Source organism: Gorillibacterium sp. CAU 1737, assembly GCF_039888655.1.
GTDB lineage: Bacteria > Bacillota > Bacilli > Paenibacillales > NBRC-103111 > Gorillibacterium.
Genome location: NZ_JBDQQO010000002.1, coordinates 150,308 through 172,908 on the forward strand (window position 1 = coordinate 150,308; position 22,601 = coordinate 172,908).

General features: G+C 51.1%; 20 protein-coding genes and 1 pseudogene. 14 read left to right on the plus strand and 7 right to left on the minus strand.

Features of this window, described 5'->3' with window-relative positions; translation table 11 throughout:
- Nucleotides 1-116: 116 nt before the first annotated feature.
- The 3 genes from AAFN83_RS05065 (at nt 117) to AAFN83_RS05075 (ending at nt 2,933) form a co-directional block, all read left to right on the plus strand.
- The gene (locus tag AAFN83_RS05065; protein WP_347767600.1) at nt 117-596 is read left to right on the plus strand and encodes a DUF6530 family protein; all 480 of its coding nucleotides are present in this window, start codon (nt 117-119) and stop codon (nt 594-596) included.
- A gap of 48 nt (nt 597-644) precedes the next feature.
- Nucleotides 645-1,004, plus strand: coding sequence for a GIY-YIG nuclease family protein (locus AAFN83_RS05070; protein ID WP_347767602.1), 360 nt, complete (start codon nt 645-647; stop codon nt 1,002-1,004).
- Between the two features lie 321 nt (nt 1,005-1,325).
- On the plus strand, nt 1,326-2,933 hold the full coding sequence (locus AAFN83_RS05075; protein ID WP_347767604.1) for a copper amine oxidase N-terminal domain-containing protein: 1,608 nt from the start codon (nt 1,326-1,328) through the stop codon (nt 2,931-2,933).
- Between the two features lie 251 nt (nt 2,934-3,184).
- Here AAFN83_RS05075 and AAFN83_RS05080 read toward each other — a convergent pair whose 3' ends face one another.
- Nucleotides 3,185-3,784, minus strand: coding sequence for a nitroreductase family protein (locus AAFN83_RS05080; protein WP_347767605.1), 600 nt, complete (start codon nt 3,782-3,784; stop codon nt 3,185-3,187).
- 127 nt (nt 3,785-3,911) lie between these two features.
- Between AAFN83_RS05080 and AAFN83_RS05085 the strand changes: the two are divergent.
- The 7 genes and pseudogenes from AAFN83_RS05085 to secA2 all read left to right on the plus strand — a co-directional run.
- A pseudogene (locus AAFN83_RS05085) lies at nt 3,912-4,457 on the plus strand (class I SAM-dependent methyltransferase); the annotation flags it as partial.
- A 176-nt stretch (nt 4,458-4,633) separates the two neighbouring features.
- Nucleotides 4,634-5,566, plus strand: coding sequence for a D-2-hydroxyacid dehydrogenase (locus AAFN83_RS05090; protein WP_347767607.1), 933 nt, complete (start codon nt 4,634-4,636; stop codon nt 5,564-5,566).
- Nucleotides 5,567-5,718: 152 nt separating this feature from the next.
- Nucleotides 5,719-7,446, plus strand: coding sequence for a methyl-accepting chemotaxis protein (locus AAFN83_RS05095; RefSeq protein ID WP_347767608.1), 1,728 nt, complete (start codon nt 5,719-5,721; stop codon nt 7,444-7,446).
- 193 nt (nt 7,447-7,639) lie between these two features.
- Nucleotides 7,640-9,364, plus strand: a complete 1,725-nt coding sequence (locus AAFN83_RS05100) for a methyl-accepting chemotaxis protein (RefSeq protein ID WP_347767609.1) — start codon at nt 7,640-7,642, stop codon at nt 9,362-9,364.
- A gap of 150 nt (nt 9,365-9,514) precedes the next feature.
- Nucleotides 9,515-9,724: a copper chaperone CopZ gene (gene copZ / locus AAFN83_RS05105; RefSeq protein WP_347767610.1), complete on the plus strand. Its 210-nt coding sequence runs from the start codon at nt 9,515-9,517 to the stop codon at nt 9,722-9,724.
- Between the two features lie 57 nt (nt 9,725-9,781).
- Complete coding sequence (locus tag AAFN83_RS05110; protein ID WP_347767611.1) at nt 9,782-10,120, plus strand: metal-sensitive transcriptional regulator; 339 nt, start codon at nt 9,782-9,784, stop codon at nt 10,118-10,120.
- 148 nt (nt 10,121-10,268) lie between these two features.
- Entirely contained in the window at nt 10,269-12,557 is a 2,289-nt protein-coding gene (gene secA2, locus AAFN83_RS05115; RefSeq protein ID WP_347767613.1) for an accessory Sec system translocase SecA2, read from the plus strand.
- A gap of 2 nt (nt 12,558-12,559) precedes the next feature.
- On the opposite strand, the gene cls is transcribed toward secA2, so the two are convergent.
- The gene (gene cls, locus AAFN83_RS05120) at nt 12,560-14,008 is read right to left on the minus strand and encodes a cardiolipin synthase (protein WP_347767614.1); all 1,449 of its coding nucleotides are present in this window, start codon (nt 14,006-14,008) and stop codon (nt 12,560-12,562) included.
- 246 nt (nt 14,009-14,254) lie between these two features.
- Here cls and AAFN83_RS05125 point away from each other — a divergent pair, with 246 nt between their 5' ends.
- Nucleotides 14,255-15,148 carry a GNAT family N-acetyltransferase gene (locus tag AAFN83_RS05125; RefSeq protein WP_347767616.1) on the plus strand — a complete coding sequence of 298 codons (894 nt, stop codon included), beginning with the start codon at nt 14,255-14,257 and terminating at the stop codon, nt 15,146-15,148.
- Between the two features lie 56 nt (nt 15,149-15,204).
- Here AAFN83_RS05125 and AAFN83_RS05130 read toward each other — a convergent pair whose 3' ends face one another.
- Complete coding sequence (locus AAFN83_RS05130; RefSeq protein ID WP_347767618.1) at nt 15,205-15,699, minus strand: hypothetical protein; 495 nt, start codon at nt 15,697-15,699, stop codon at nt 15,205-15,207.
- A gap of 207 nt (nt 15,700-15,906) precedes the next feature.
- Between AAFN83_RS05130 and AAFN83_RS05135 the strand changes: the two genes are divergently transcribed.
- The 3 genes from AAFN83_RS05135 (at nt 15,907) to AAFN83_RS05145 (ending at nt 19,041) form a co-directional block, all read left to right on the plus strand.
- Nucleotides 15,907-16,938, plus strand: a complete 1,032-nt coding sequence (locus AAFN83_RS05135) for a YheC/YheD family endospore coat-associated protein (protein ID WP_347767620.1) — start codon at nt 15,907-15,909, stop codon at nt 16,936-16,938.
- A gap of 349 nt (nt 16,939-17,287) precedes the next feature.
- On the plus strand, nt 17,288-17,737 hold the full coding sequence (locus AAFN83_RS05140; RefSeq protein WP_347767622.1) for a YdeI/OmpD-associated family protein: 450 nt from the start codon (nt 17,288-17,290) through the stop codon (nt 17,735-17,737).
- 26 nt (nt 17,738-17,763) lie between these two features.
- Nucleotides 17,764-19,041, plus strand: coding sequence for a serine hydrolase domain-containing protein (locus AAFN83_RS05145; protein WP_347767624.1), 1,278 nt, complete (start codon nt 17,764-17,766; stop codon nt 19,039-19,041).
- Nucleotides 19,042-19,183: 142 nt separating this feature from the next.
- Here the strand turns inward: AAFN83_RS05145 and AAFN83_RS05150 are convergent, their stop codons facing one another.
- The 4 genes from AAFN83_RS05150 to AAFN83_RS05165 all read right to left on the minus strand — a co-directional run bounded on the left by AAFN83_RS05150 (nt 19,184) and on the right by AAFN83_RS05165 (nt 22,554).
- Nucleotides 19,184-20,161 (minus strand): phosphotransferase enzyme family protein, encoded by a 978-nt coding sequence (locus tag AAFN83_RS05150; RefSeq protein ID WP_347767626.1) that lies wholly within the window; start codon nt 20,159-20,161, stop codon nt 19,184-19,186.
- A gap of 558 nt (nt 20,162-20,719) precedes the next feature.
- The gene (arsC, locus tag AAFN83_RS05155; protein ID WP_347767628.1) at nt 20,720-21,145 is read right to left on the minus strand and encodes an arsenate reductase (thioredoxin); all 426 of its coding nucleotides are present in this window, start codon (nt 21,143-21,145) and stop codon (nt 20,720-20,722) included.
- A 15-nt stretch (nt 21,146-21,160) separates the two neighbouring features.
- Complete coding sequence (gene arsB / locus AAFN83_RS05160) at nt 21,161-22,207, minus strand: ACR3 family arsenite efflux transporter (protein WP_347767630.1); 1,047 nt, start codon at nt 22,205-22,207, stop codon at nt 21,161-21,163.
- Between the two features lie 29 nt (nt 22,208-22,236).
- The gene (locus AAFN83_RS05165; protein ID WP_347767631.1) at nt 22,237-22,554 is read right to left on the minus strand and encodes an ArsR/SmtB family transcription factor; all 318 of its coding nucleotides are present in this window, start codon (nt 22,552-22,554) and stop codon (nt 22,237-22,239) included.
- Nucleotides 22,555-22,601: the final 47 nt, after the last annotated feature.

The window sequence follows — 22,601 nt, forward strand, 5'->3', positions numbered from 1 at the left end:
GAATGAAGCCCAGAATGCTGTCCGGATTGACGAACGATGAAATTGGGGCTAAAATGAGTTTATGATTTAGTAATTTAGTAAATTAGTAAAAGACAAAAATGAAAAGAGGAAAGAAGATGAAGATCCCCACCACCTTAAAACATAAGCCTGTTGTCGTGTCGGAGAATTATGAGCAGGTTGACGGCCGACTCGCTGGGAACACCGATGCGAAAGGCTTATCGTTGGGCCTTGCTCAATGGAATGATAGAGGCAAGGTCGATATTTCCGCCAAAGTTTGGAGATACACAGGAGAGAAGTGGTCCAGGCAGTCCGAGGAGCTTCCTCTGCATCGCGTTCTTGATTTATCGATTCTGATTTGTCGGTCTCTGGCGCACTTTCGTGAAGCGTACCGGTACGAGGATCTCTATGATCCGCAAAACCCCGTTATTGACCGGGTCGGCTTGCAAGGAGATGCGATGACCGTTTCGATCTGTACCGAGAACGAGAAAATCAAGCAAGACATCAAGCTGTTCCAACAAGCTTTGAGTGAAGACGACGAGATGATCAGCGAGCGCTTGAGCACGCTGGCGAAGCTACTAAAGGAAATGGGCTATTAACCGGCTGTCTGGGATGTAAGGCAGCTGCACGAGAGAGGAGGCATGGGTATGGAACAGAAGAACCGCAAGGTGCTGCTTGAAGAATTTAAACAGATCAAGACTTATATGGGCGTCACTCAAATTCGAAACAAAGAGAACGGAAAGCTCTTTCTGGACAGCCACTCTAACTTGAAAAACAAATGGATTACCCTGAAGATGCAACTGGACATGGGGAGATTCGCCAATCGGGAGCTGCAAAAGGAATGGCAGCAATACGGCGCAGATGCCTTCGAATATGAGGTTTTGGAACAAAAAGAAGCAGACGAGGTGACCGACATTCGTTGGGAGCTAAAGCAACTCCTGAAGCCGTGGTTGGAGAAAGTGCAGCCTTATGGGGAAAAGGGCTACAACAAGCCTCCAAAAGCATAAGGCAATGACCGCCTGCAAACGAATGCAGAGTAGACAATAAAATGGAGTCCGAAACGGCATGGGAAAAACCCTGCGCCGTTTTTTGGCACGCAAGGGTAGGGAAGGACAGTGTGCGTGTTCTTCTGGCCTCGGGTGAATGGGTCGAATCGGCCGTATGGTTTTGCGGGAGTAGCGCTTCAATACCAGACGGCGTGACCCGACAGTGAATCGTTCCAATATGGTATATATTGGTTAGACGAGTGTCAAGGGAACCCCCTATAATTCGATAAGACAGGATAAATCCTTGTCCGAATCAGTTTCGATAAAGGGAGCGGTCACATTATGAAACGGGTATTATTCCTTAGTCTTCTCATTTGCCTTCTTGTCTCAACTCCTCCTCTTCCACAAGCGAACGCAGCAGGGGAGAAGGCGATCAAGATCGTCATCAACGGGGCAACGCAAACCTTCGACACTCCCGCTCGAATGGTGAACGGCTCCGTGCTTGTGCCCATGCGCGGCATATTCGAAAAGCTGCAGGCCTCTGTAAAGTGGGATCATGCAAGTCAGCAAGTGACCGCAACCAAGGATTTCACCACCATCCAACTAGCCATTGGGTCCAAGACCGCTACCGTGAACAAGAAGAAGGTGCCGCTCTCGATTTCGCCGCAGCTCATCAACGGGAGTACGATGGTGCCTCTGCGTTTCATCTCGGAGGCTCTAGATGCGGATGTGAAGTGGAGCACCTCGGCCAATACCGTCACCATTACCTACAAAAGCAAATGGGAGCAGCTCCCTAAACCCAATGTTTCAGCGATCACGTCTGTGAGCTGGTCCCCAACTGGCTTGTTGACGATAGGAACGAATGAGGGGATCAAGCAGTACGCATCTGGAAAGTGGGAACCCTTTGGGGGAGTCAGTTCCCCTGTCTCGAATCAGCCCATCAAAAACCTGAAATGGTCCACGGACGGAAAGCTTGTCGTTTCCGTAGGGGGCGAGAACAAGCATTACGAGTTGTGGCTGTTCGAGAACGGAGCCTGGAGCCAAATTCCGCTTCCTCAAGCAACGGGTTTATATGGGGGAGAGCCGATTGATGTCACAGTAGCTACCGAAGTTCTGTGGGAGCTTAGTTGGTCCCCCGACGGGATTCTGACGGTTTCCTTTGGTCAATGGGCCTATGGAGTCCATTTCGGAGGATTGTGGCAATATCGCGATCATCAGTGGGCTCAGCTTCCCCATTCAGAACAAGCAGGAACCATAAGCGACGCGATCTTTCATGCCGAAAGCTGGTATTTGATCAATTCGGATCATGTAGCGTGGAGGTATCGGAATGGACAAGCTCAAGCTTTGAAGGGAGGTGGAGTAAGGTTGGATCACCTCTTTGTGCAAGGGGACAACGTTTATGGCGTCGGAGAATCCAAAGGGGTCTATAAACTGGTGGGAGAGTCCTGGGTGCAGGCTACGGGAACCGCTTATGACGATCTAAAGACTACGCAGGTTCTAGGACCCCGGGCATCAGCCGAGGGAACAGCCGTTGCCTTAAGCGGTAGCAGGATGAATTCCCTTTGGTTGTCAGCTTCGGGTACATGGAGCAAGCTGTCGGAGCAGGCCGAACCATTCGTTACCGGGCCGCAAAATGCTCCAATACCGGATAGCTGGAAAAAGAAGCTCGAGGAAGGCGGAAAATCGGAGACCTCCACCACAACCTGCTATAAAGGAAAGTGCGAGACGACAAAAGGGACCAAATCGTACTCCCTTTTCACCGAGTTTTCGGAGGGAGCTTTTATCCATCAGGTCCATCTCTCTTCTTCCGGGGAATCCCTTTTCTTAGCTACCTATAAGAATCTTGAGCTTACCTATAAGAATCCCATGACAAATAAGAACGAAATGATCGATTATGTGGAAACTCCCTTGCAATTCTGGATCTACAGGAGCGGAAGGGAGAACGAGTAATGATAGCAGCCCCAAGTTCTTCTCATGCAAAAAAGAGCAGGTTATCTTATTGATAACCTGCTCTTTTCCTCATATTGGGCCCTGCGCTTTACTTTCATGACATCAGGCAGAGGCCTATCTTTTGGATGTTCGAATCAATAATTCATGGGGCTAACAAGTTATTTCAGAGGGGATATTCTCAATAATTAATGGCATGAACCATTCTTTCTATTAATGCCATTAAACAATGGAATCCCCCTTACTCCAACGCCTTATTTAAACACTTTGAGTCGCTCTTCAATGGGTTGGAACGCTTTGTCGCCGGGCTCTGCTGTCGGTGTGCCGAAAGGCAGCTGGGCAATGAGCTTCCAGCTAGCCGGCAGATTCCACGTTTGCTTTACTTCCTCATCGATCAAAGGGTTGTAATGCTGAAGCGAAGCGCCGATGCCTTCCTCGGCCAATGCAGTCCAAACCACCAGCTGAAGCATGCCGGACGATTGATTCGACCAGATCGGGAAGTTGTCTTTGTAGAGCGCGAATTGGGCTTGCAGGTTTTCCACGACGGCTTGATCCTCGAAGAAGAGCACCGTTCCATAGCCGCTTTGGAAGGAGCCGATTTTTTCCTCTGTCGAGGAGAAGCTTTCGGCGGGTACGATTTTACGCAGCGTTTCCTTGGTAATGGTCCACAGCTTGTCATGCTGCTCCCCGAAGAGAACGACAACTCGAGCAGACTGGGAGTTGAACGAGGAGGGGGTATGCTTAACCGCCTCGGCAACGAGCTCTTCAATGTACGCCTCGGTCACCGGGATGTTCTTGCTGATTCCGTAGATGGATCTTCTTTTCTTAAGACCTTGCAGAATATTTGCCGCCATAACGTAATCAACCTCCATTTTGTAAGTAACTACACGTTTATCATAGACCAAATGCTGGAACGGAGCAAGCGAAGCGACCTTGTAAAAAAGGGATAGCCTTCCATTCCTTGAATCGCATTTTGAAACCTCACCTGATCTGTTTTCACCTCTCGGTGTGGATCGGGGCACCCAAGCGATGCTGAGCTTTGTAACTTATCAACCCGAAGACCGTGTGCTTGATCTCGGATGCGGCTATGGCGTTGTCGGCATCCTGGCAGCAGACCAGCTTGGAACTGCGCAAGTGGTGATGGCCGATGTCAACCCGCTTGCGGTGGAACTGGCACTCGCGAATGCCGATCGCAACGGCCTGCCGGGAATTCGTGCTTACGTGAGTGACGGATTCGCAAGCATTCCGGAGAGCGGAATTAGCAAGGTATTGTCTAACCCGCCTTACCATACGGACTTTCGAGTAGCAAAGGGCTTTATCGAAAAGGGCTTCAACCGCCTTCAAATCGGTGGAAGAATGTACCTGGTTACAAAGCGGAAGGACTGGTACAAAAACAAGCTGATTGCCATTTTCGGCGGTGTTCGCATTCACGAGCAGGACGGCTATTACGTCTTTGAGGCCGAGAAACGATCCGGCTCTTATGCTAGCTCCTCCAAGCCCAAAGAGGCGGGGAAACGGAAGAAATAGACCCTCTCTCCAAAACGGGTAAGGCGCCTTATCCTCTTTCTATCGAGGCTGAGACGTCTTTTTCGCATGAGAAGGCGTAGTCCGGCTGTGGGTCAAAGGTTGAATCCTTCTGCTCCGCTTGGTAATCTGGGAAAAGAAACGACAAGTTCCGCAAACTGGACAAGGAGTTGAACCTCATGATCAGCAATCGAATTCTGTACACCGGTGCCTCTACTCCCGAACTGGAGCAAGCTCTCCGAGATTCCGGCAAAGAGCTGCGCTTGAAGAAAGCCGCGGAGATCACCCGAGAGGACATGGAGTGGGCCGATACCTACGTCGGCACCCGGCTTCCCCTGGATGCTGGCTTCGGGAACGTGAAGTGGGTCCATGCGTTGAGTGCGGGGGTAGACTTTTTTCTTAACAATCGCACGTGGCCGGAGGAGGTTTTGCTCACCCGAACGATCTGCTCCTTCGGACGCATGATCAGCGAATATTGCTTAAGCTATCTTCTGCGCCATACTCAAAAGCACGAGATCTTCCAGGGTCTGAATGCCCAATCCAAATGGGGAGGGAGGGGAGAGCTCCCGACGACGATTCGCGGCTTGCGGGTCGTCCTATTCGGGACCGGAGTCATTGGAACCGAGATCGCCCAGATGCTCACGGATCTCGGAATGTCGGTAAGCGGCGTTTCCCGTTCCGGGGAGCGCAAAGCCCCTTTCCTGGAGGTCGCCACGCCCGACTCCTGCTCGGCACTGCTGGAACAGGCGGATTGGGTCATCAGCACGCTGCCCTACACCGAAGAGACGGAGCGGATGTTTAACCGGACCTTATTCAGCAAGCTTCAGCAAGCGGGTTTCATCAATGTAGGACGGGGCAAAACCGTGGACGAGCAGGAGCTGCTGCACGCATTGGACGAGAACCACCTTCATACGGCCGTGCTGGATGTAACCTTCGTGGAGCCCCTGCCTTCGAGCTCCCCTCTCTGGACGCATCCCGGCGTCTGGATCACGCCTCATATCTCTGCGGTGACGCCCTCCGGTGAAGGGGCGGACTGCTTCCTGGATACGCTGAACAAGCGGGAGCAGGGAGAGCCATTGGCAAACCAAGTGGGCCTGAACCGCGGCTACTAATTGGCGGGGACGAAATGGGCGAGTTTCCCTTTATGTCAAGAGGAGAATGAGAAAAACGTTTGTCGAAATGAGACGAACGATCCTATATAATGGGATTGCGATGCTATATATCCATCTCGAAATCAGAGATGATCGAAGACGGGGGAAACCGAATGGAAGAGGGAAGCAAGAAGAAGATTCGATGGACGCTAGGCACTCAAATGTTTGTGAATACCTTTGTGTTGGTAATCTTATCTGTCGCCATCCTGGGGTACTTAGCGGTCCAGAGAGAAGACAGTCGAATCCGAAAAGACGCAGAGAGCTCGATGAAAGACCTCATCGCCATGGAACGGGTTACCTATGATCTGAAATTTCCTGGAGATTGGGAAGTGAAGGACGGCCATCTCTACAAGGGCGGCGTCGACCTGAATGACAATGAGGAGCTGCTCGATTTCATCAAAGACTCAACTGGCTACTCGGCTACCCTCTTTCTGAATGATACCCGAATCGCGACGACCCTCCAGGATGAACAAGGGAAGAGAATCACGGGCACCAAGGCAAATGCAGATATCATCGATCTTGTTCTAAAGCAGGGAGGCTCCTTTTACGGAATCGTGGATGTAACCGGCACGAAGATTTTTTCAGCCTATGAGCCCATCAAAACGAAGGATGGTAACATCGTTGGAATGATGTACCTGGGCGATCAAGAGCTCTATGAGCTGATTCAGAGCGCCTATCGCAGCTCCTGGATCACCATCCTCGCCGTATCGGCTGCCATTACGGTGCTGGTGGCCGTCATCACCCTTCTGTTTACAACCCGCATCCGAAGAAAGCTGAAGAGAATTGAAACGAAGTTGTCCGCTATCACCCGCGGGGATCTATCCACTCCGGTCATTGAGGCAGGGCATCGCGATGAAATCGACAGCCTGACTCACAACGTGAACCAGATGAACGAGGATTTGGAGAAGATCGTCATCAACATCAGCGAAGTCTCTCACCATGTCGCCGCCTCTTCTCACGAGCTGTCGGCCATTGCGGAGGAGACGAGCGCCTCCACCGAGCATGTGGGCTCGCTCACGGAGAACCTTGCGGACAGCGCGGAGCAGCAAATGCAGCTTGTCGAGCGAACGGCACAAACCTTAGCCACGATTGCGGATGAGATGAAGCGGATGTCTGCACTCTCGCAGGAAGCCATTCGCGAGATGACCGACGCAGCCGACGAAGCTCGTCTAGGAGCGGATGAAGGCGAGCAGGTACTGGCTCAAATGCAGGAGGTCATGCGTTCCACAGACCAGACCTACACGTCCATTCATCAGTTGGCGGAGCGCTCCGGCGAAATCGGCGGCATCGCCCAGACGATGTCGAACCTGTCCAAGCAGACCAACCTGCTGGCGCTTAACGCCGCGATTGAGGCGTCCCGAGCCGGAGAGAGCGGGCGAGGCTTCGCGGTGGTAGCAACGGAAATCCGCAAGCTGGCCGAGCAATCGACTCAGGCGGCCCATCAGGTAGCAGAGCTCGTTCAAGTGATCCTGAGTGACACGCAACAAGCGAAGGATTGGATTACCAAGGACCGGGAGGCTGTCATTGCCGGTACAGAGAAGTCGGAACGAATCAACGAAGCGCTCGGAACGATCCTGACGAAGGCGAATGAGGTCACGTCCAAGCTGAACGGAGTGGATACCTCGGTAGCGGCTGTCGTAAATGGAACCGATCACCTCGGTACGATGATGAGTGACGTGCGGACATCCTCCAACCAGGCGGCGGAATCGACGGAGCAGGTATCGGCTACCTGCGAAGAGCAGCTCGCCGCCATGCAAGAGATCTCCAGCTCCTCCATGGCTCTTGCCTCGCTGGCAGAGCAGCTTCAGTCGACCTTGAGCCGCTTTAAACTCAATTCCTGATTACCCGCGTATGAGCTTCTTTTCCAAACCCCTGCATCCCCATTGTTCTCCAGTGGGGGCAGGGGTTTGTTGGTTTCGCTTCTCTTCTAGGGAAATCGAAATTTATGTCGAATAGTGACGAATCATGCTATATAATGGATGAAAAGAAGCTCGCAGCCCCCAGATGGGCTGTGCAAAAGGCGGGAGAGACATCATGAGTGAGAGAACACAGCGGAAGCAGGTTTGGACAATCGGAAAACAGGTGTTTTTCCTGGCCTTTCTCCTTATCCTCTTATCGGTAACCACGGTCGGCTTCCTGGCGGTCGATCGGGAAACGAACCGCATCGTCGAAGATGCGAAGGAGACAATGCGATCCCTCCTTTCTATGGAGAAGGTCGCCTACGACTTGAAGTACCCCGGTGATTGGGAGGTCAAGGACGGCCATCTCTACAAGGGCGGCGTCGATCTGAACGAGAACATGGAGCTGCTGACCTTTATCAAGAATTCCACCGGTCATGAAATTACGTTGTTTATGGGCGACACCCGAATTGCCACCACGATTCAGGATGCATCAGGAAAATCGGTCATCGGGACGAAAGCGGACGAGAAGATTAGCAAGCAAGTTCTCGCAGGAACCCCCTTTTACGGAAGAGTGACCGTATCGGGTACGGAAATCTATTCGGCATACGAGCCTATTCAGACGAGGGACGGCAAGATTGTCGGTATGCTGAACATGGGGGATGCCGAGCTAGTTGCCTTGGTGGATAGCACCTACAAGCAGTCGCTTCGCACCTTCCTGATCGTCGCCCTTGCAGTTGAAGGGGTGGCTGCTATGATTACATACCTCTTCTCAACCCGCATCCGCAAAAAGCTGATGAGAATTGAAAGCAAGCTGTCCGCCGTCACCAACGGGGACTTGTCGACCCCTTCGCTTCCCGCAGGAAGCCGAGATGAACTAGACAGCCTCACCCATCATGCCAATCAGATGAATGAAGACCTGCTCGCCATCGTGACGAGCATTCATGAGGTATCCCATCAGGTGGCTGCCTCTTCTGAGGAGCTGTCCGCGATTGCCGAAGAGACGAGCGCGTCGACCGAGCATGTCGGCTCGCTGACCGAAAGCTTGGCCGACCGCGCCGAACAGCAGCTCCAGCTGGTGGACCGAACCAGCCAGACCCTGGATTCCATCAAGACCGAGATGAAGCTCATGTCCGAGCTGTCGCAGGAAGTCATCCAGGAGATGAAGCAAGCAGCTAGCGAAGCAAAACTCAGCTCAGCCGAAGGGCAGGAGGTACTGGCTCAGATGCAGGAGGTCATGCGTTCCACGGACCAGACCTACACCTCCATTCATCAGCTGGCGGAGCGCTCCGGCGAAATCGGCGGCATTGCCCAGACGATGTCGAACCTGTCCAAGCAGACCAACCTGCTGGCGCTTAACGCCGCGATTGAGGCATCCCGAGCTGGAGAGAGCGGACGCGGGTTTGCCGTGGTAGCAACAGAAATCCGCAAGCTGGCCGAGCAATCGAACCAGGCCGCTCATCAAGTGGCCGAGCTCGTTCAGGTGATCTTGAGCGACACCCAACAGGCGAAGGAATGGATCACCGCGGACCGGGAAGCCGTCATTGCCGGCACGGAAAAGACGGTGCGGATCAATGAGGCGCTTGGAACCATCCTGGCGAAGGCGACCGAAGTCGACCGCAAGCTGAACCGCGTGGATACGTCAGTCGTCACCGTAGTAGACGGAACCGGAAACCTGACCTCCTTGATGGACGAGGTGAAATACGCATCCGATCAAGCGGTTGAATCCACCCACCAGGTTTCGGCTTCGTGCGAGCAGCAGCTTGCGGCGATGGAGGAGATCTCCAGCTCCTCGATGGCGCTCGCTTCTCTGGCCGAACAGCTGCAAACGACCTTGAACCGCTTCAAGCTCTCCGAATAACTTTGCAGGAAGAAGAGGATGCTGTCTGCTTAGACGGCGTCCTTTTTTCCAATAACGTAAGGTGCTTGCTGATTTAAGGCAAGGGTGGTATGATGAATATATACCGTAGGGGGGTATAGTAGTCCCCCATAAAAAGGAGTCGTGATCGAGATGGCACAAGTCGTGCTACAGGTAGAAGGAATGTCGTGCAATCACTGTGTACAAGCCGTGGAAAAGGCGCTTGGTAAGCTGGAAGGCGTCGGTACCGTTAAGGTGGAGCTCACGGACAAGAAGGTGTCGGTGGATTACGAGGAAGGTCGCGTCTCTGTGGACGCTCTCAAATCGGCCATTGAAGATCAAGGCTACGATGTGGTAGGGTAAGGCAGAGGCGGCGATTTGCCGTAAGAAAGTTGTCACAAAGAAAGGAATCGTTGACCCATGGAACCAAACGACGTGACCGGCTGCGAAGCCTGCTCCCAGGAAGAAGAGGCGGAGGGTGTCCGCAAGAGCCACCACAGCGACAAGCTGAAGGCGAGCCTTATGTCGCGTTTGAATCGAATCGAAGGACAAGTGCGCGGCGTGAAGGGCATGATCGAGAAGGATACGTATTGCGATGATGTGCTCAATCAGATCAGCGCTATTCAATCCGCCCTCTCCAGTGTAGGCAAGCTGCTCCTTGAAGGCCATATGAAATCATGCGTCACCGAACGGCTCCAGGAAGGAGACCGCGAGGTGATTGACGAGCTTCTGGTCACCATGCAGAAGCTGATGAAGTGAAGCGGTTCCCGCAGCAAATTGCGGGAGTCCGCTTTTTTTCATGGCATCGAAACGAAACCGAGCCTCTTACGTACTAGTACATGATCCGCACTCATCTCCATTTTCTACTCGTTTGAGTTGCGATAACGATCCGGAAAGGACTTCCTCCATGCCTCTGTTCGGTAAACTCGGAGAAACCATTGCCCATACGCTTCGGCAGCACCGCTTGAAGGCTTACACCAAGACGGTCAGCCAGATTCGCAGCCTCTCTCATCAGAATGCTTCCGACCGCGACCTGCTCGAGCTATCCCGCGAGCTGCGGAAACGGGCTCAAGCAGGGGAAGCGCTGGAGGAGCTCGTCATTCCTGCCTTCGCCCTCGTGGCCGAGGCAGCCAAACGGCGGCTTGGTCTCTCGCCCTTCGACACCCAGCTGCTCGCCGGCGTCGCACTCGTAGACGGCAAGCTGGTGGAGATGCAGACTGGCGAGGGCAAAACATTGGCCGCCGTCTTTGCCGCTTATGTCCAAGCCCTGAGCGGCAAAGGCGTGCACGTGCTCACCTTCAACGATTACCTGGCCGAGCGGGATGCCCGCTGGATGGGTCCGGTCTATACCGCGCTCGGTCTCACGGTCGCAAGCATTCATGAGAGCATGAGCGCTGGAGAGCGAAGAGAGGCCTACACGTCGGATATTACGTATGTGACCGCCAAGGAGGCGGGCTTCGACTATTTGCGGGACGGCCTCGTGCGAAAGGTCGAAGACCTGGTCCAGCGGCCGCTGCACTTCGTGCTCGTGGATGAAGCGGACTCCATCCTGATCGACGAAGCGAGGTTGCCGCTCGTGGTCGCCGGGGAGAAGCCGGCGGAAGCCGGCGCCTATGCTCGCATGGCCGAGCTGGCGGAGGCTCTTACCCCGGAAACCGACTACGAAACGGACGAGTTTAAACGCAACGTCTTCTTGACCGAGCAAGGAGCGGAGAAGGCCGAACAGCTGCTCGGTATCCCGAATCTCTATGCTCAAGAGCACCTTGCCGAATTGACCGGCTTGAACTGTGCCCTTCACGCCAAGGTGCTGCTCGTTCGCGATGTCGATTACATCATCCGCGACGGGGCGGCTCAGCAGGTAGATGCGGCAACCGGACGGCTTGCCGAGAATCGCAGGTGGCCGGATGGTCTGCAAGCTGCGGTGGAGGCCAAGGAAGGCCTGACCCCGCAAGCACGCGGTCAAGTGCTGGCCACCATTCCCCTGCAGCACTACATGAGCCTCTACCCGGGAATGGCAGGCATGACCGGCACAGCCGTCACATCGGCGGATGAATTCAAGGAGAACTACTCCCTCGATGTGATCGTCATTCCGCCTAACCGAACGAATGTTCGGAATGACCTCCCGCCGGTCATCTACACCGACAGAGAAAGCAAACAGGCGGGCATCGTTCAAGAGGTGCTCGCGCTTCATCGGACCGGCCGTCCGGTGCTGATGGGCACCGCCAGCGTGGAGGAGTCCGAGCAGTTGGCCGCTCTCCTGACCGCTGCGGGAGCCGTGTGTCGGGTATTGAACGCGCGGAACGACAAAGAGGAGGCCGCCATCATCGCCAAGGCGGGGGAGCGTGACGCGATCACCGTCTCCACCAACATGGCGGGCCGAGGCGTTGACATCCTGCTGGGCGGCGGGAAGGAAGAGGAAGGCCGACAGGTGAAGGAGCTCGGCGGCTTGTATGTCATCGGCACACACCTGCACGACAGCCTCCGCATTGACAACCAGCTCCGCGGGCGTGCGGGACGTCAGGGCGATCCCGGAACGACCCGATTCTTCGTCTCGCTGGAAGATGATCTGCTCGTGCGATTCGGGCTTCTGAACGAGCTCCCGGCAGACCTGAAAGGCATCAAACAAAAAGAGCCGGTCAACACACCGGCGCTGGAGAAGAAGCTTGCCCATATCCAGCGGGTGGCGAACGGCCAACAGTTTGAAGCGCGCAAAAACTTGAACTCCTATTCAGATACTCTGGAAGAACAACGGAGAATCAACCGCAAGGAACGGGAAGATATCCTGATGGATCGAGTGGTCTCTTCTCCGTTGTCCGTGATTGAACCGGCTGCTCATGAGCGGCTGCAAGCGACACTCGGAGCGGACAAACTGGCCCTCCTCGAGAAGCTCGCAGCGCTGCACTTTCTGGATCAGGCGTGGACCGATCATCTCGACTACATGAATTACTTGAAGGAGAGCGTTCACCTCACCAGCATCAGCAACCGCAACCCGCTGGACGAGTTCAACGTGAACCTGATTCGCTCGTTCTCGGAGCTGCCAGCCAAGATGGAGGAAAAGGTCGTTCACTACCTCAAGTGGCTGTATCCGCCGGCAAGCTTCGATCCCGAGAAGGATGGACCGCAGCAGCCGAAGACGACCTGGACCTATGCGGTAAGCGACTTGTTCCTCGTTACGCGCCGGTCGATCTTCGATTGAGGCTATAAGATAGGCGATAGCAGGCGGCTGACCGATTCCTTGACACGGACTCGGTACGGCCGCTTGCTGTATTGATCCAAGGTTAAGAGCCGCGACAGCTCGATATCCTCCTGGAAGCTGCGGATAAGCTTCTTGGCCAGCTCTTCGTCATACACAAACGCATTGACCTCAAAGTTCAATCGGAAGCTGCGGACATCGATATTCGCGGTCCCCACGGAAGCGACCTCTTCGTCCACCACGATGGTCTTGGCATGAATGAACCCATTCTCATACAGGTACACTCGAACGCCGGCCTTCAGCATCTCCCCGATATAGCTCAAGGTCGCCCAATGAACGAAGGGATGATCGGGCTTGTTCGGAACCATCAAGGTCACGTTCAGCCCGGACAGCGCCGCGATGCGCAAGGCGTCCATCATGCTGGTATCGGGAATGAAATACGGCGTCTGAATGTAAATGGAGCGCTTGGCGGACGAGATCATCTTGATGTACCCATCCTTGATGACCTCCCATACCGAATCGGGGCCGCTCGTGACGATCTGCACCCCGGCAGTCCCTTTCTCCCAATAAGTACCCGTAAGCTCAGGGAAGAAATGGAACGTCTGATGGGGAGCCGCCTGGTTCCAATCGAGCATGAAGCGGCTGTGCATGAAGAAGACGGAGGGACCTTGTATCCGCAGATGGGTATCCCGCCAATAGCCGAACTTCGGGTCAAGCCCGAGGTACTCTTCTCCAACATTGAAACCCCCGACATAGCCTATCTTTCCGTCAATGATCACCAGCTTGCGGTGGTTGCGATAGTTCAGCCGCATGTTAATTAACCGAAGCTTGGAGGGGAAGAACGCTTGGGCTTGGCCGCCCGCTTCGCGGTATGCCTGGAAGAAAGCCTTGTTCAGCCGACGGGAACCGAGGTCATCATACAGCACGCGAACGCTGACGCCTTGGCGGGCCTTTTCCGTGAGTAGCTCGATTAGCTTTTGCCCCAACCAATCTCTTCGGAATATGTAGTACTGAACATGAACGTAATCTGTGGCCCGGTTGATGTCCTGAAACAATTGCTCGAACTTTTCATGGCCGTCCGTGAGCAGATCGACCTTGTTCGTCTCCGACAAAATGGCGTGATTGTTGTTGAGCAGCATATAGATCAGATCGCGGTTGTGGAAGGAGGACGGATTCTGGAACTTGTAATCCCCGGTTCGAATATCGTCCAGCTGGGCAACCACAGCGGCTTCCAGCTTGTGCTTCTGGCGGCTGTCCCAATGAAAGAGAGGGACGCGGCGGAAATTTTGAGCAAACAGCGCGTAGAGAACAAAGCCGAGAATCGGGATAAAGTAGAGCACCAGCAGCCACGCCCAGGTGGAACCAGCGTCTTTGCGCTCCTGGAAGACAACGACGATGGCCAAGAGCATGTTGAGCACGAGGAGGAAGCCGAAAAACAGGGCGGTTAGATTCATAAGGGGCAGACGACTCCTTTTTCCTAACAATTGGCGTAGTTTGGTCTATTATACCTTCTGCGGAGCGGGAAGAGAAAGGCAAGCTCATTATAGTTTACATAATATATATTATGTACATACCTGAACATCCGAAAGTATCTCTTAAGTCAAAATAGGACTGGACGCTTTAAGCGTTAGTTGTGGACAATGAATCCATGGCTTTCATATGGCTTTCCTAACTCACGGTGAAAGAGGAGGAACTCCCTCATGACGTTAATGGATTCAACCCTTGTACCAAATGCCGATGCACTCGCTCTGTTTCTTGCAACCCTGAATCGGCAGAGTGCCCATCATATCGGCTATTGCGGAGAAGACGCGCAGGAAATTCTTGCTGTGCTGGAGGAAGATTTTATGTCGGGCGGGAGCCTTGCTGAGCGGTTTACGGTTTTGTTGGATGCGGAGGGCTGTATGCGGGGGGCGCTTGGATTCGATGTAGACGAGGAGAACCGATCTGCCGAAGTGTGGGGACCTTTCCTTAACACGGAAGAAGATTGGGAGCGGCAAGCAGGGCTTCTCTGGGAACAGGGAATCGCCAAGCTGGCCGGTCAGGTTGATCATTACTACGGGTTCGTCAACGAGGAGAACGTGCGTTCGTTAGCATTCTTCACCAAAATAGGTGCGGTTCGCAGAGGAACGCATCATGTTCTGCGCATTTTCAAGGAGCAGGAGTTTACGGGGACCTCCAATGTCCAAGAATGGAGTGTTGGGGATCGAGAGAGCTTTTCTCACCTTCACGAACAAATGTTCCCTGGTACGTATCTCTCAGCGAAAGACATTCTCGAGCGGTTGGATGAGCATCATCAACTGTTTGTGCTCAAAGACGAGAATCGATTGATCGGCTACGTGTATGGAGAGGGGAATCCGACGTTTCAAGAGGGGAGCATTGAATACTTGGCCGTGGATCCGACCTATCGGCAGAAGGGGCATGGACGAGCTCTTCTGGAGCGAGCGCTCCGGTTTCTGTTGCATGAAATCCAGCTCGATGAACTTACCTTGTGTGTAGAGGCTAGCAACGATTCGGCTATCAGCCTCTATCTGCAGGCAGGGTTTCAGCCGGTTCATAAGCTGGTGCTGTTCGAATTGCATACTACGGCGGGATAAGGAAGAGAGATGATCCTGGTTCGGACAGGGATCATCTCTCTTGAGTTTTCCTTCACTTAGGTATCAATTTCAGCTGCCGTGAAGGTGCCTTCATTGATCGTGATGGTAATGTTGCCTGTTCCCGGAATGGTTCCTGTGGCACGCAGCGTGTACGTGTGAGGACCAGCCGTCGCTCCCATATCGCAGCAGGTTAAGGCCGTGGTAATCGGGCTGTTGGCGGATGCTGGCGTATCGCTAGCGGTGCACAAGACAGTGGTTCCATCCCGAAGGATCGAGAAGGCGATGGTCGGGCTGGCTGCGGTCGGCGTCCAAGTGGCATAAGCCGTTAACCAAACGATATTTCCGACTTCGTCAATCGTAATCGGCAACGCTGACAGATCCGCAACCGGATCTTCATTTGTTAAGACGGTTCCTCCAAATTCATCACAAGCGAATTCAAGAAAAATACCGGCTCCGGCTGGCCCAGTAGGCCCTGTTGGTCCTGCAGGTCCGGCGGGTCCTGCGGGCCCTTGCGGCCCGGGAGGGCCGGGAGGCCCTGGAATTCTTCCCATTCCCACACACTCTCCTTTATCAACTGAGAATCGTACATATGACCCCAAGGTGTTTGCACCTTGCCATATGAATATTCACCCTGATTTTCAAGTGTGTTGGCGGCTCCTGATTATCCATGAAAGCCTATCAGGCTGATCCCCCTGGCAGAATAAGAGAACGGGCATATCCTGCACCATAGGACCTTGCATAGGGGAAGGGGGATCGCTGTGAAGGATATCAAGACGATCGGAATCCTGGTCAACCGACGTTGGGAACGGCTTCCCGTTCTGAAGCTCTACCGGCGCTATCAAGCGAACCGGGGAATACGGCTCGTCTGCTTCGCAGCCTGCGATATTGATTGGGGGCGGAAGCGGGTGCGAGGTCTCCATTATCAGATGAACAAGTGGCAGATCGGCTTTTTTCCTTTTCCAACGGTGATCTACAATCGATACTACACCTCAAGTACGGAGGTTATGGATCGGCTGGGGCAGGTGATCGGGTCAACCAAATGCTTTAACCAAGCTAATCAATTCGATAAGCTTCAGGCTTATCAGCATACGAATCCCATGCTCCATGCTCATCTCCCCGAGACCCTCGCGTACCAGGCTGAAGCGTTGGAGCCGATGCTGGTCCTTCACAAACGAATCTATCTGAAGCCCGCTCGCGGTTCTCAGGGTAGAGGAGTTTATCGGATCGAGGCAATGGAATCGGGAGACTATCACTTGTCCAATCATTACGTGCTGCCGTTCATCATCACCCGATCCATCGGCGAGCTTCAGAGTGAGGTAGCTCGTGTGACTGGGGCGCTGCCCTACCTCATCCAAAAAGGGATCGATACCCAGCAACTTAACAATCGCACGTTTGACATTCGGGTGCTTGTCCAGAAAAACAGCAGCGGGCAGTGGTCCTATTCCAATGCGATCAGCCGGATCGCGTACGAGGGCTGCTTTAATACAAGCATCTGCGAGAGGGTAGAGACAACCGAGCAAGTATTGAATCAGCTGTATTCTCCTGATGTCGTCTTTTTGAAAATGAGCCTGATTTCCTGGTTGGGCGTCCGCACGGCCGAGCTTACGGAATCCGAGCTGGGCGTCCACCTGGGAGAGATCAGCGTCGACATGACGCTGGATCAGGAGGGGAACGTCTGGATTATCGAAGTGAACGGCATGCCGCAAAAAAGCCTCTATTCAGATCAGGCATCCCGCCAAATGGTGTACTCGCGGCCGTTGGAGTACGGGGCCTATTTGTGCAACTCCTGACGAAAGAAGCATTCGAATTGATGTAGACTATGTGGATTCTCCATTCTAGGTGACTGTCCGATACGAATTCTTATCGGCACATCTCCGTATACCAACGGAATGAGAACATAATACGAACAGAATCCTTCGACTCTTGTGCCGCGTGACTCCTTTGCCACGTTGGCACTTTTTTTGATTTCAAGTTCATTTGCGCGGAGCTCGCTTGCGGGTTCACAATTTTGCCAATCGCCCGGCTGAGAAGAAGAAGGGTTTATTTGTCGAGAACTAGAATATAGTGACAATTCCAAATGATGAGAATGGAGTTCGTGAGCAAGGGAGACCACTTTTCCAATAAGGAGTGTTCGTTACCATGGTTTATGAATTTGACGCTGAGATTAAGATGCTGGAAGGGAAGATGAGATGGAAAGTTGTGTACTTCCCATATTCAGCAAAGGAAGTCTTCCATACGAACGGGAGAGTACCGGTTCAAATTGTGGTTGACGGGCACGAGTTTGACCATACGCTGCTGCCGTCTAAGAATGGACATTATTTAGTTTATAATGAATTTATTCGAAGAGCCGTGCCGAAAGAGCTTGGTGACCAACTCCATGTCGTTCTGAGAAAATCAGAGGAACAACGTACGGTGGAGTTGCCTGATTCTATCGCCCAGATTCTTGAAGAGCACGAAATTCTGAATGTGTTTCAAAGCCAGCCCGATTACATAAAACGAGAGCAGATCAATCACATTGAGCTTGCCAAGAAGGATGAAACCAAGAACAATCGAATTCTAGCTTTGATTCGTAAACTAAAGGATCACTAGATCCAGGTGCAGAGGAGGACCTTGTTGTGCAGTACCCCAACTACTTTGAACAGTTAAGAATGGCCATTCCGCTGGTAATGGAAGAGCACAACTTACCGGGGTTCGCTATCGCTTTTGTAAGGGACGAGGAAGTCATTTTTTCAGATGCATATGGTTATTGTGATTTGACGAAAGGATCACCGATCACGTCAAACACGCCGTTCAGTGTCCAATCGATTTCAAAAACGTATACAGCATTTGGGTTTATGCTAGCCGTTCAAGACGGGAAAGCAGCATTGGATGATGCCTTAAAGAAGTATGTTCCAGCCTTCGCCGTAAAGAGTAGAGATGGGCAAGATTACTCATCAGAGATTACATTTCGTCATTTGCTGAAGCACCGATCCGGTCTGGCGCATGAGGCACCGGTTGGCAACAACTTCGCTCCTGGCGCATTTGAGGAGCATATCAGCAGCATCAATGACACTTATCTGCGCTTTAAGCCGGATGATCAATACTCTTATTCAAATCTTGGCATTGACCTTGTCGCTTATGCATTGGAAAAGATGTATCACATGCCATTTGACGAATATATGAAGGAAAAAGTATTTGATCCCCTGGAGATGTCCAATAGCACATTTAACCAACGCGAGTTTCTTGTACATATGGATAGTGCGTTCGGCCACGACAAAACAACATTGCCGAAATACCCCATATCGATGCTGGGAGCAGGAGGGATGTATTCCTGCGTTAACGATATGGCTCATTTTGTTACATGCTTCCTTAATCAAGGTGTTTATAAGGGCAGGAAAATTATGAACAACGAGATCCTTCGGTCCATGTACAACGAGTATCCGATATCCGATTCATGGACCTATCATCTTGGAATGGAGATCGGCTTATGGAAGAAAAGGCCGCTGCTTAACCATAATGGCGGTGGTTTCGGCTTTTATGCAACACAAGATATTTTGCCCGAGAACGGCTTTGGCGCGGTAGCCTTGACCAACTCGGTGAACCATCCAAATATTCAGCTTAGCTTTATTCGGAATACGTGGACTGACATTTTTGACATGCAAGAGTTAGGGCTTGATGATTGCAAGCCGCTTAATGAGTCAGAAATCCAATATATCGGAATGTACGAAGCAACCTACAATGGCGGCACTTGGAAGCTGGCTGTTTATCCTCGAAACGGGAAATTATATTGCAATAATCAAGAGTTAATCAGCCATGAACCTGGAGTGTATTTTACTCAGGCGAATGATTGCATCCAGTTTGGGAATGACAGGATGACTTACAATTATATTCCATTTCAAAAGCAGAAGAATTGAGTGCGGATTCGGTAGGTACCGAGCAATATGAGCAATGCATTAATGGTTATTCGTAACGTTGCTTTAGTACATGTTCGCAAAACCCGTATTTTATACATATGTCTGTAAGGCTGCCGATGACGGCAGCCAGTACCTTTGTTTATCATACACTATAAAAAACAGTTTGGCCGTTTAGGAACGGTTTGCAAAGATGTTCAATCAGACCTGATATATTTTCACGTATCCACTTATGCTTATTTTTTTGGCTTACTAAAAACGTATAGTATCCAGCTATCGCCAAAAACATGAATGCCTCTAGTTGCTCAATGTCTACTCTTTTTGAAATAATATTCGTGTAGCCAGATAGTAAAGCATCTCGCAACTCGCCTTTAGTCATTAAGGCGCCCATAGCGACGTCCATCATGTAATATCCAAAACCCGATAAACCAAAGTCAATGAAGGATATCCCCTTTGATGTGAGGATTAAGTTGCTGTTGTTTATATCAGCGTGGATGAACCCCCATGTATCCTTCGTTTTGTTCCATTCATTCATACGAGCGTTTATTAACGAAAATGTATCTTTAATAATATGAAATTCTCTTGATGTGATGATTCCGAGTTCTTCACCTAATCGCAATTTAGTTAACATGGTATTCGTCCACTCTACTCCATATTCTGGTCTTCTAAAACAGGAGTCATGTTGATAACTCAGCGAAAAGCGATGCAAATTGGCTATATTTGTTCCAAAGATATTTACCGTTTCCTCACTGTTAAAATCTTGCTTGGACATGGTTTCCCCAAAAATCCATTTTAATACGGAACAATGTACTTCTTCATCTTCAACGATAACGGTTGTTACTAGTTCATCGTTTTGATTTGGAACAGGGTTTTGAACAGGTAATTCAGAATGAGACGACCAAGCAATCAGATATTCTAATTCCGATAGAATGGCCTCACGTGAATTTTGTACACCCTGCATGTTCTTCGTAATGGGTTTATGCATTCGCAACAGGTAAGTATCTTTAGACCCCTTTTCTGTTAACTTGTATGTAATGTTTTCATTATGACGAATCAATTCGACAATAGGGTCAGTAAAAGAATATTGCAGTAAGACTTCCTTAAAACACTTAGTATAGTCCATAGAACATCACCGTATAGTTTGCATAAGCAAACCCCTTCTCTTGCGTCGACTTGATCTTTCTATCCCAATAATACTCCTCCATAACTCACTCTCCCTGGCATGATTTAGCAACTAAGATGCTGCTCATCAAACGATACACGTTTTTTCCATGAATTTGTAGACTTATAATTGGCTTTAGTTTATACTACTATTATAAAGGGTTGGAATACACCACTTGCTTAAATTATGTCTTTAAAGGGATTTATTTGCCCAATCATCATCGTTTGCTTAGTTTTCAAAGCATAATTTGGAGAGCCGCCACGATCTGTGGCGGCTCTTTTTATAATCAGTTCGAAGAAGCGATTCTTCTCGATTAAGGAATTCAAGTGAAAAATGTTCCGGTGGCATCATTGGCTGTATTCTTTTGACATCAGGTAGAAAATGCAAGGAAAGACCTCTGATAAAGGGCAAGGAGAATACGGCATCCCTGTCTTTGCCCTGCATCTGCGATTTGGCATTGGACAACCGTTCCGGTGTAGCGGCCGCTCCCATGCGTCCTCTGGGGTCGGCTGAGTGAAGTTACTTGCCTTCTCTTACAAACGTTTCAATTCTCGCCTTTACCGCATCCCGGACTTCTCGGAACTTCTCCATGATTTCATCTTCGGTCCCTATCGCTTTGGCCGGGTCGTCAAAGCCCCAATGCCATTTCACCACATACTTATTTGCAATCACCGGACAATGCTCATCCGCATGCCCGCAGAGGGTTATTACATAATCCGCCTGGTTCAGGATAGTCGGGTCAATCACCTCGGAGGTGTGGGAGCTGATATCGACTCCAACTTCCTGCATAACTTGAACGGCACGAGGATTCAATCCATGAGCCTCCAAGCCGGCACTTTTTACGAGATACTTCTCTCTTCCAAGGGCTTGTAGAAATCCATCTGCCATTTGACTGCGGCAGGAGTTTCCTGTGCAGAGGAAGTAAACCAGCTTTTTGCTCTCCATGAGAGTAATTCTCCTTTATTTTTTGAAGTATTTGCGTTGAAACCGTAGAGCAACGTTAACCAAAGCAATCATAACAGGCACTTCCACCAATGGCCCGATTACCGCAGCGAAGGCTACTCCGGAATGAATACCGAAGACACCTACCGCAACAGCAATAGCAAGTTCAAAATTATTGCTTGCAGCTGTGAAGGCCAAGGTTGAAGTGACCGGATAACTGGCCCCTGTCCGCTTCCCCATAAGGAATGAAATCAGGAACATGACGACGAAATAGATCAGCAGCGGAATCGCGATCCGCACGGCATCAAGCGGCAGCTCAACAATCGTATTGCCTTTAAGTGAGAACATAACAATGATGGTGAATAGGAGTGCGATGAGGGTTATCGGGCTGATTTTCGGGATAAACTCCTTATCGTACCGATCACGGCCCTTGGCTCTAACAAGAATGAGACGGGTTAGCATGCCGGCAATAAAGGGAATACCCAGATAAATCATTACACTCTGCCCGACTTCTCCGATCGTTATGGAGACGGACATTCCCTTCAAGCCAAACCACTCAGGTAAAACCGTCACGAAAACATATGCATAGACGGAATAGAACAACACTTGAAAAATAGAGTTGAATGCAACGAGTCCAGCCGCATATTCCGTGTCACCTTTACACAAATCATTCCATACGATCACCATAGCGATGCACCGAGCCAGGCCGATCATGATTAGCCCTACCATATACTCCGGGTAACCATGAAGAAAGACGATGGCCAACAAGAACATCAGAATCGGGCCAATAATCCAGTTTTGAACCAAAGAAAGAAGTAAGACTTTCCAGTCACGAAAGACACGACCTAGTTCCTCATAGCGAACCTTAGCCAGTGGTGGGTACATCATCAGCATGAGGCCGATCGCGATTGGAATCGATGTTGTTCCGGTTTGATACTGATCCAAAAAATCTACAAATCCGGGATAAGCGTAACTTAGACCGATTCCAATGCTCATTGCTAAGAAGATCCACAGGGTCAAATAACGGTCTAAAAAGGATAGCTTCTTTGTCGCTGTTGCATCCATTGCAGCTCGCCTCCTCCCTCTTCATTTGCTTATTTACAGCAGTCTTCAGCGCAGACCAGATCCGTCTTTTCTTTTTGAGAAGGGAGAACTCGCAGCAACTCCTCCAGGTAAGGTTTATCCTCGAGTTTTAAACGATAATATATCCATTGTCCTCTTCGACTTTCGCTTACTAATCCACCGTCCTTTAACTTCCGCATATGTTGACTTACGTTAGGTTGACTTGTCTGCAAGAGCTCTGCTAGCTCACAAACACAGCATTCTCGTTCGCGCAAGAAGGCTAAGATGGATAACCGTGTCTTGTCTCCTGTCAGTTTTAATTCTTCCGCTAATTTTTCAATGGAAATCATATGGTCTCTTCCCTCCCCATCACAACGTTTTATATCATTGTATAATT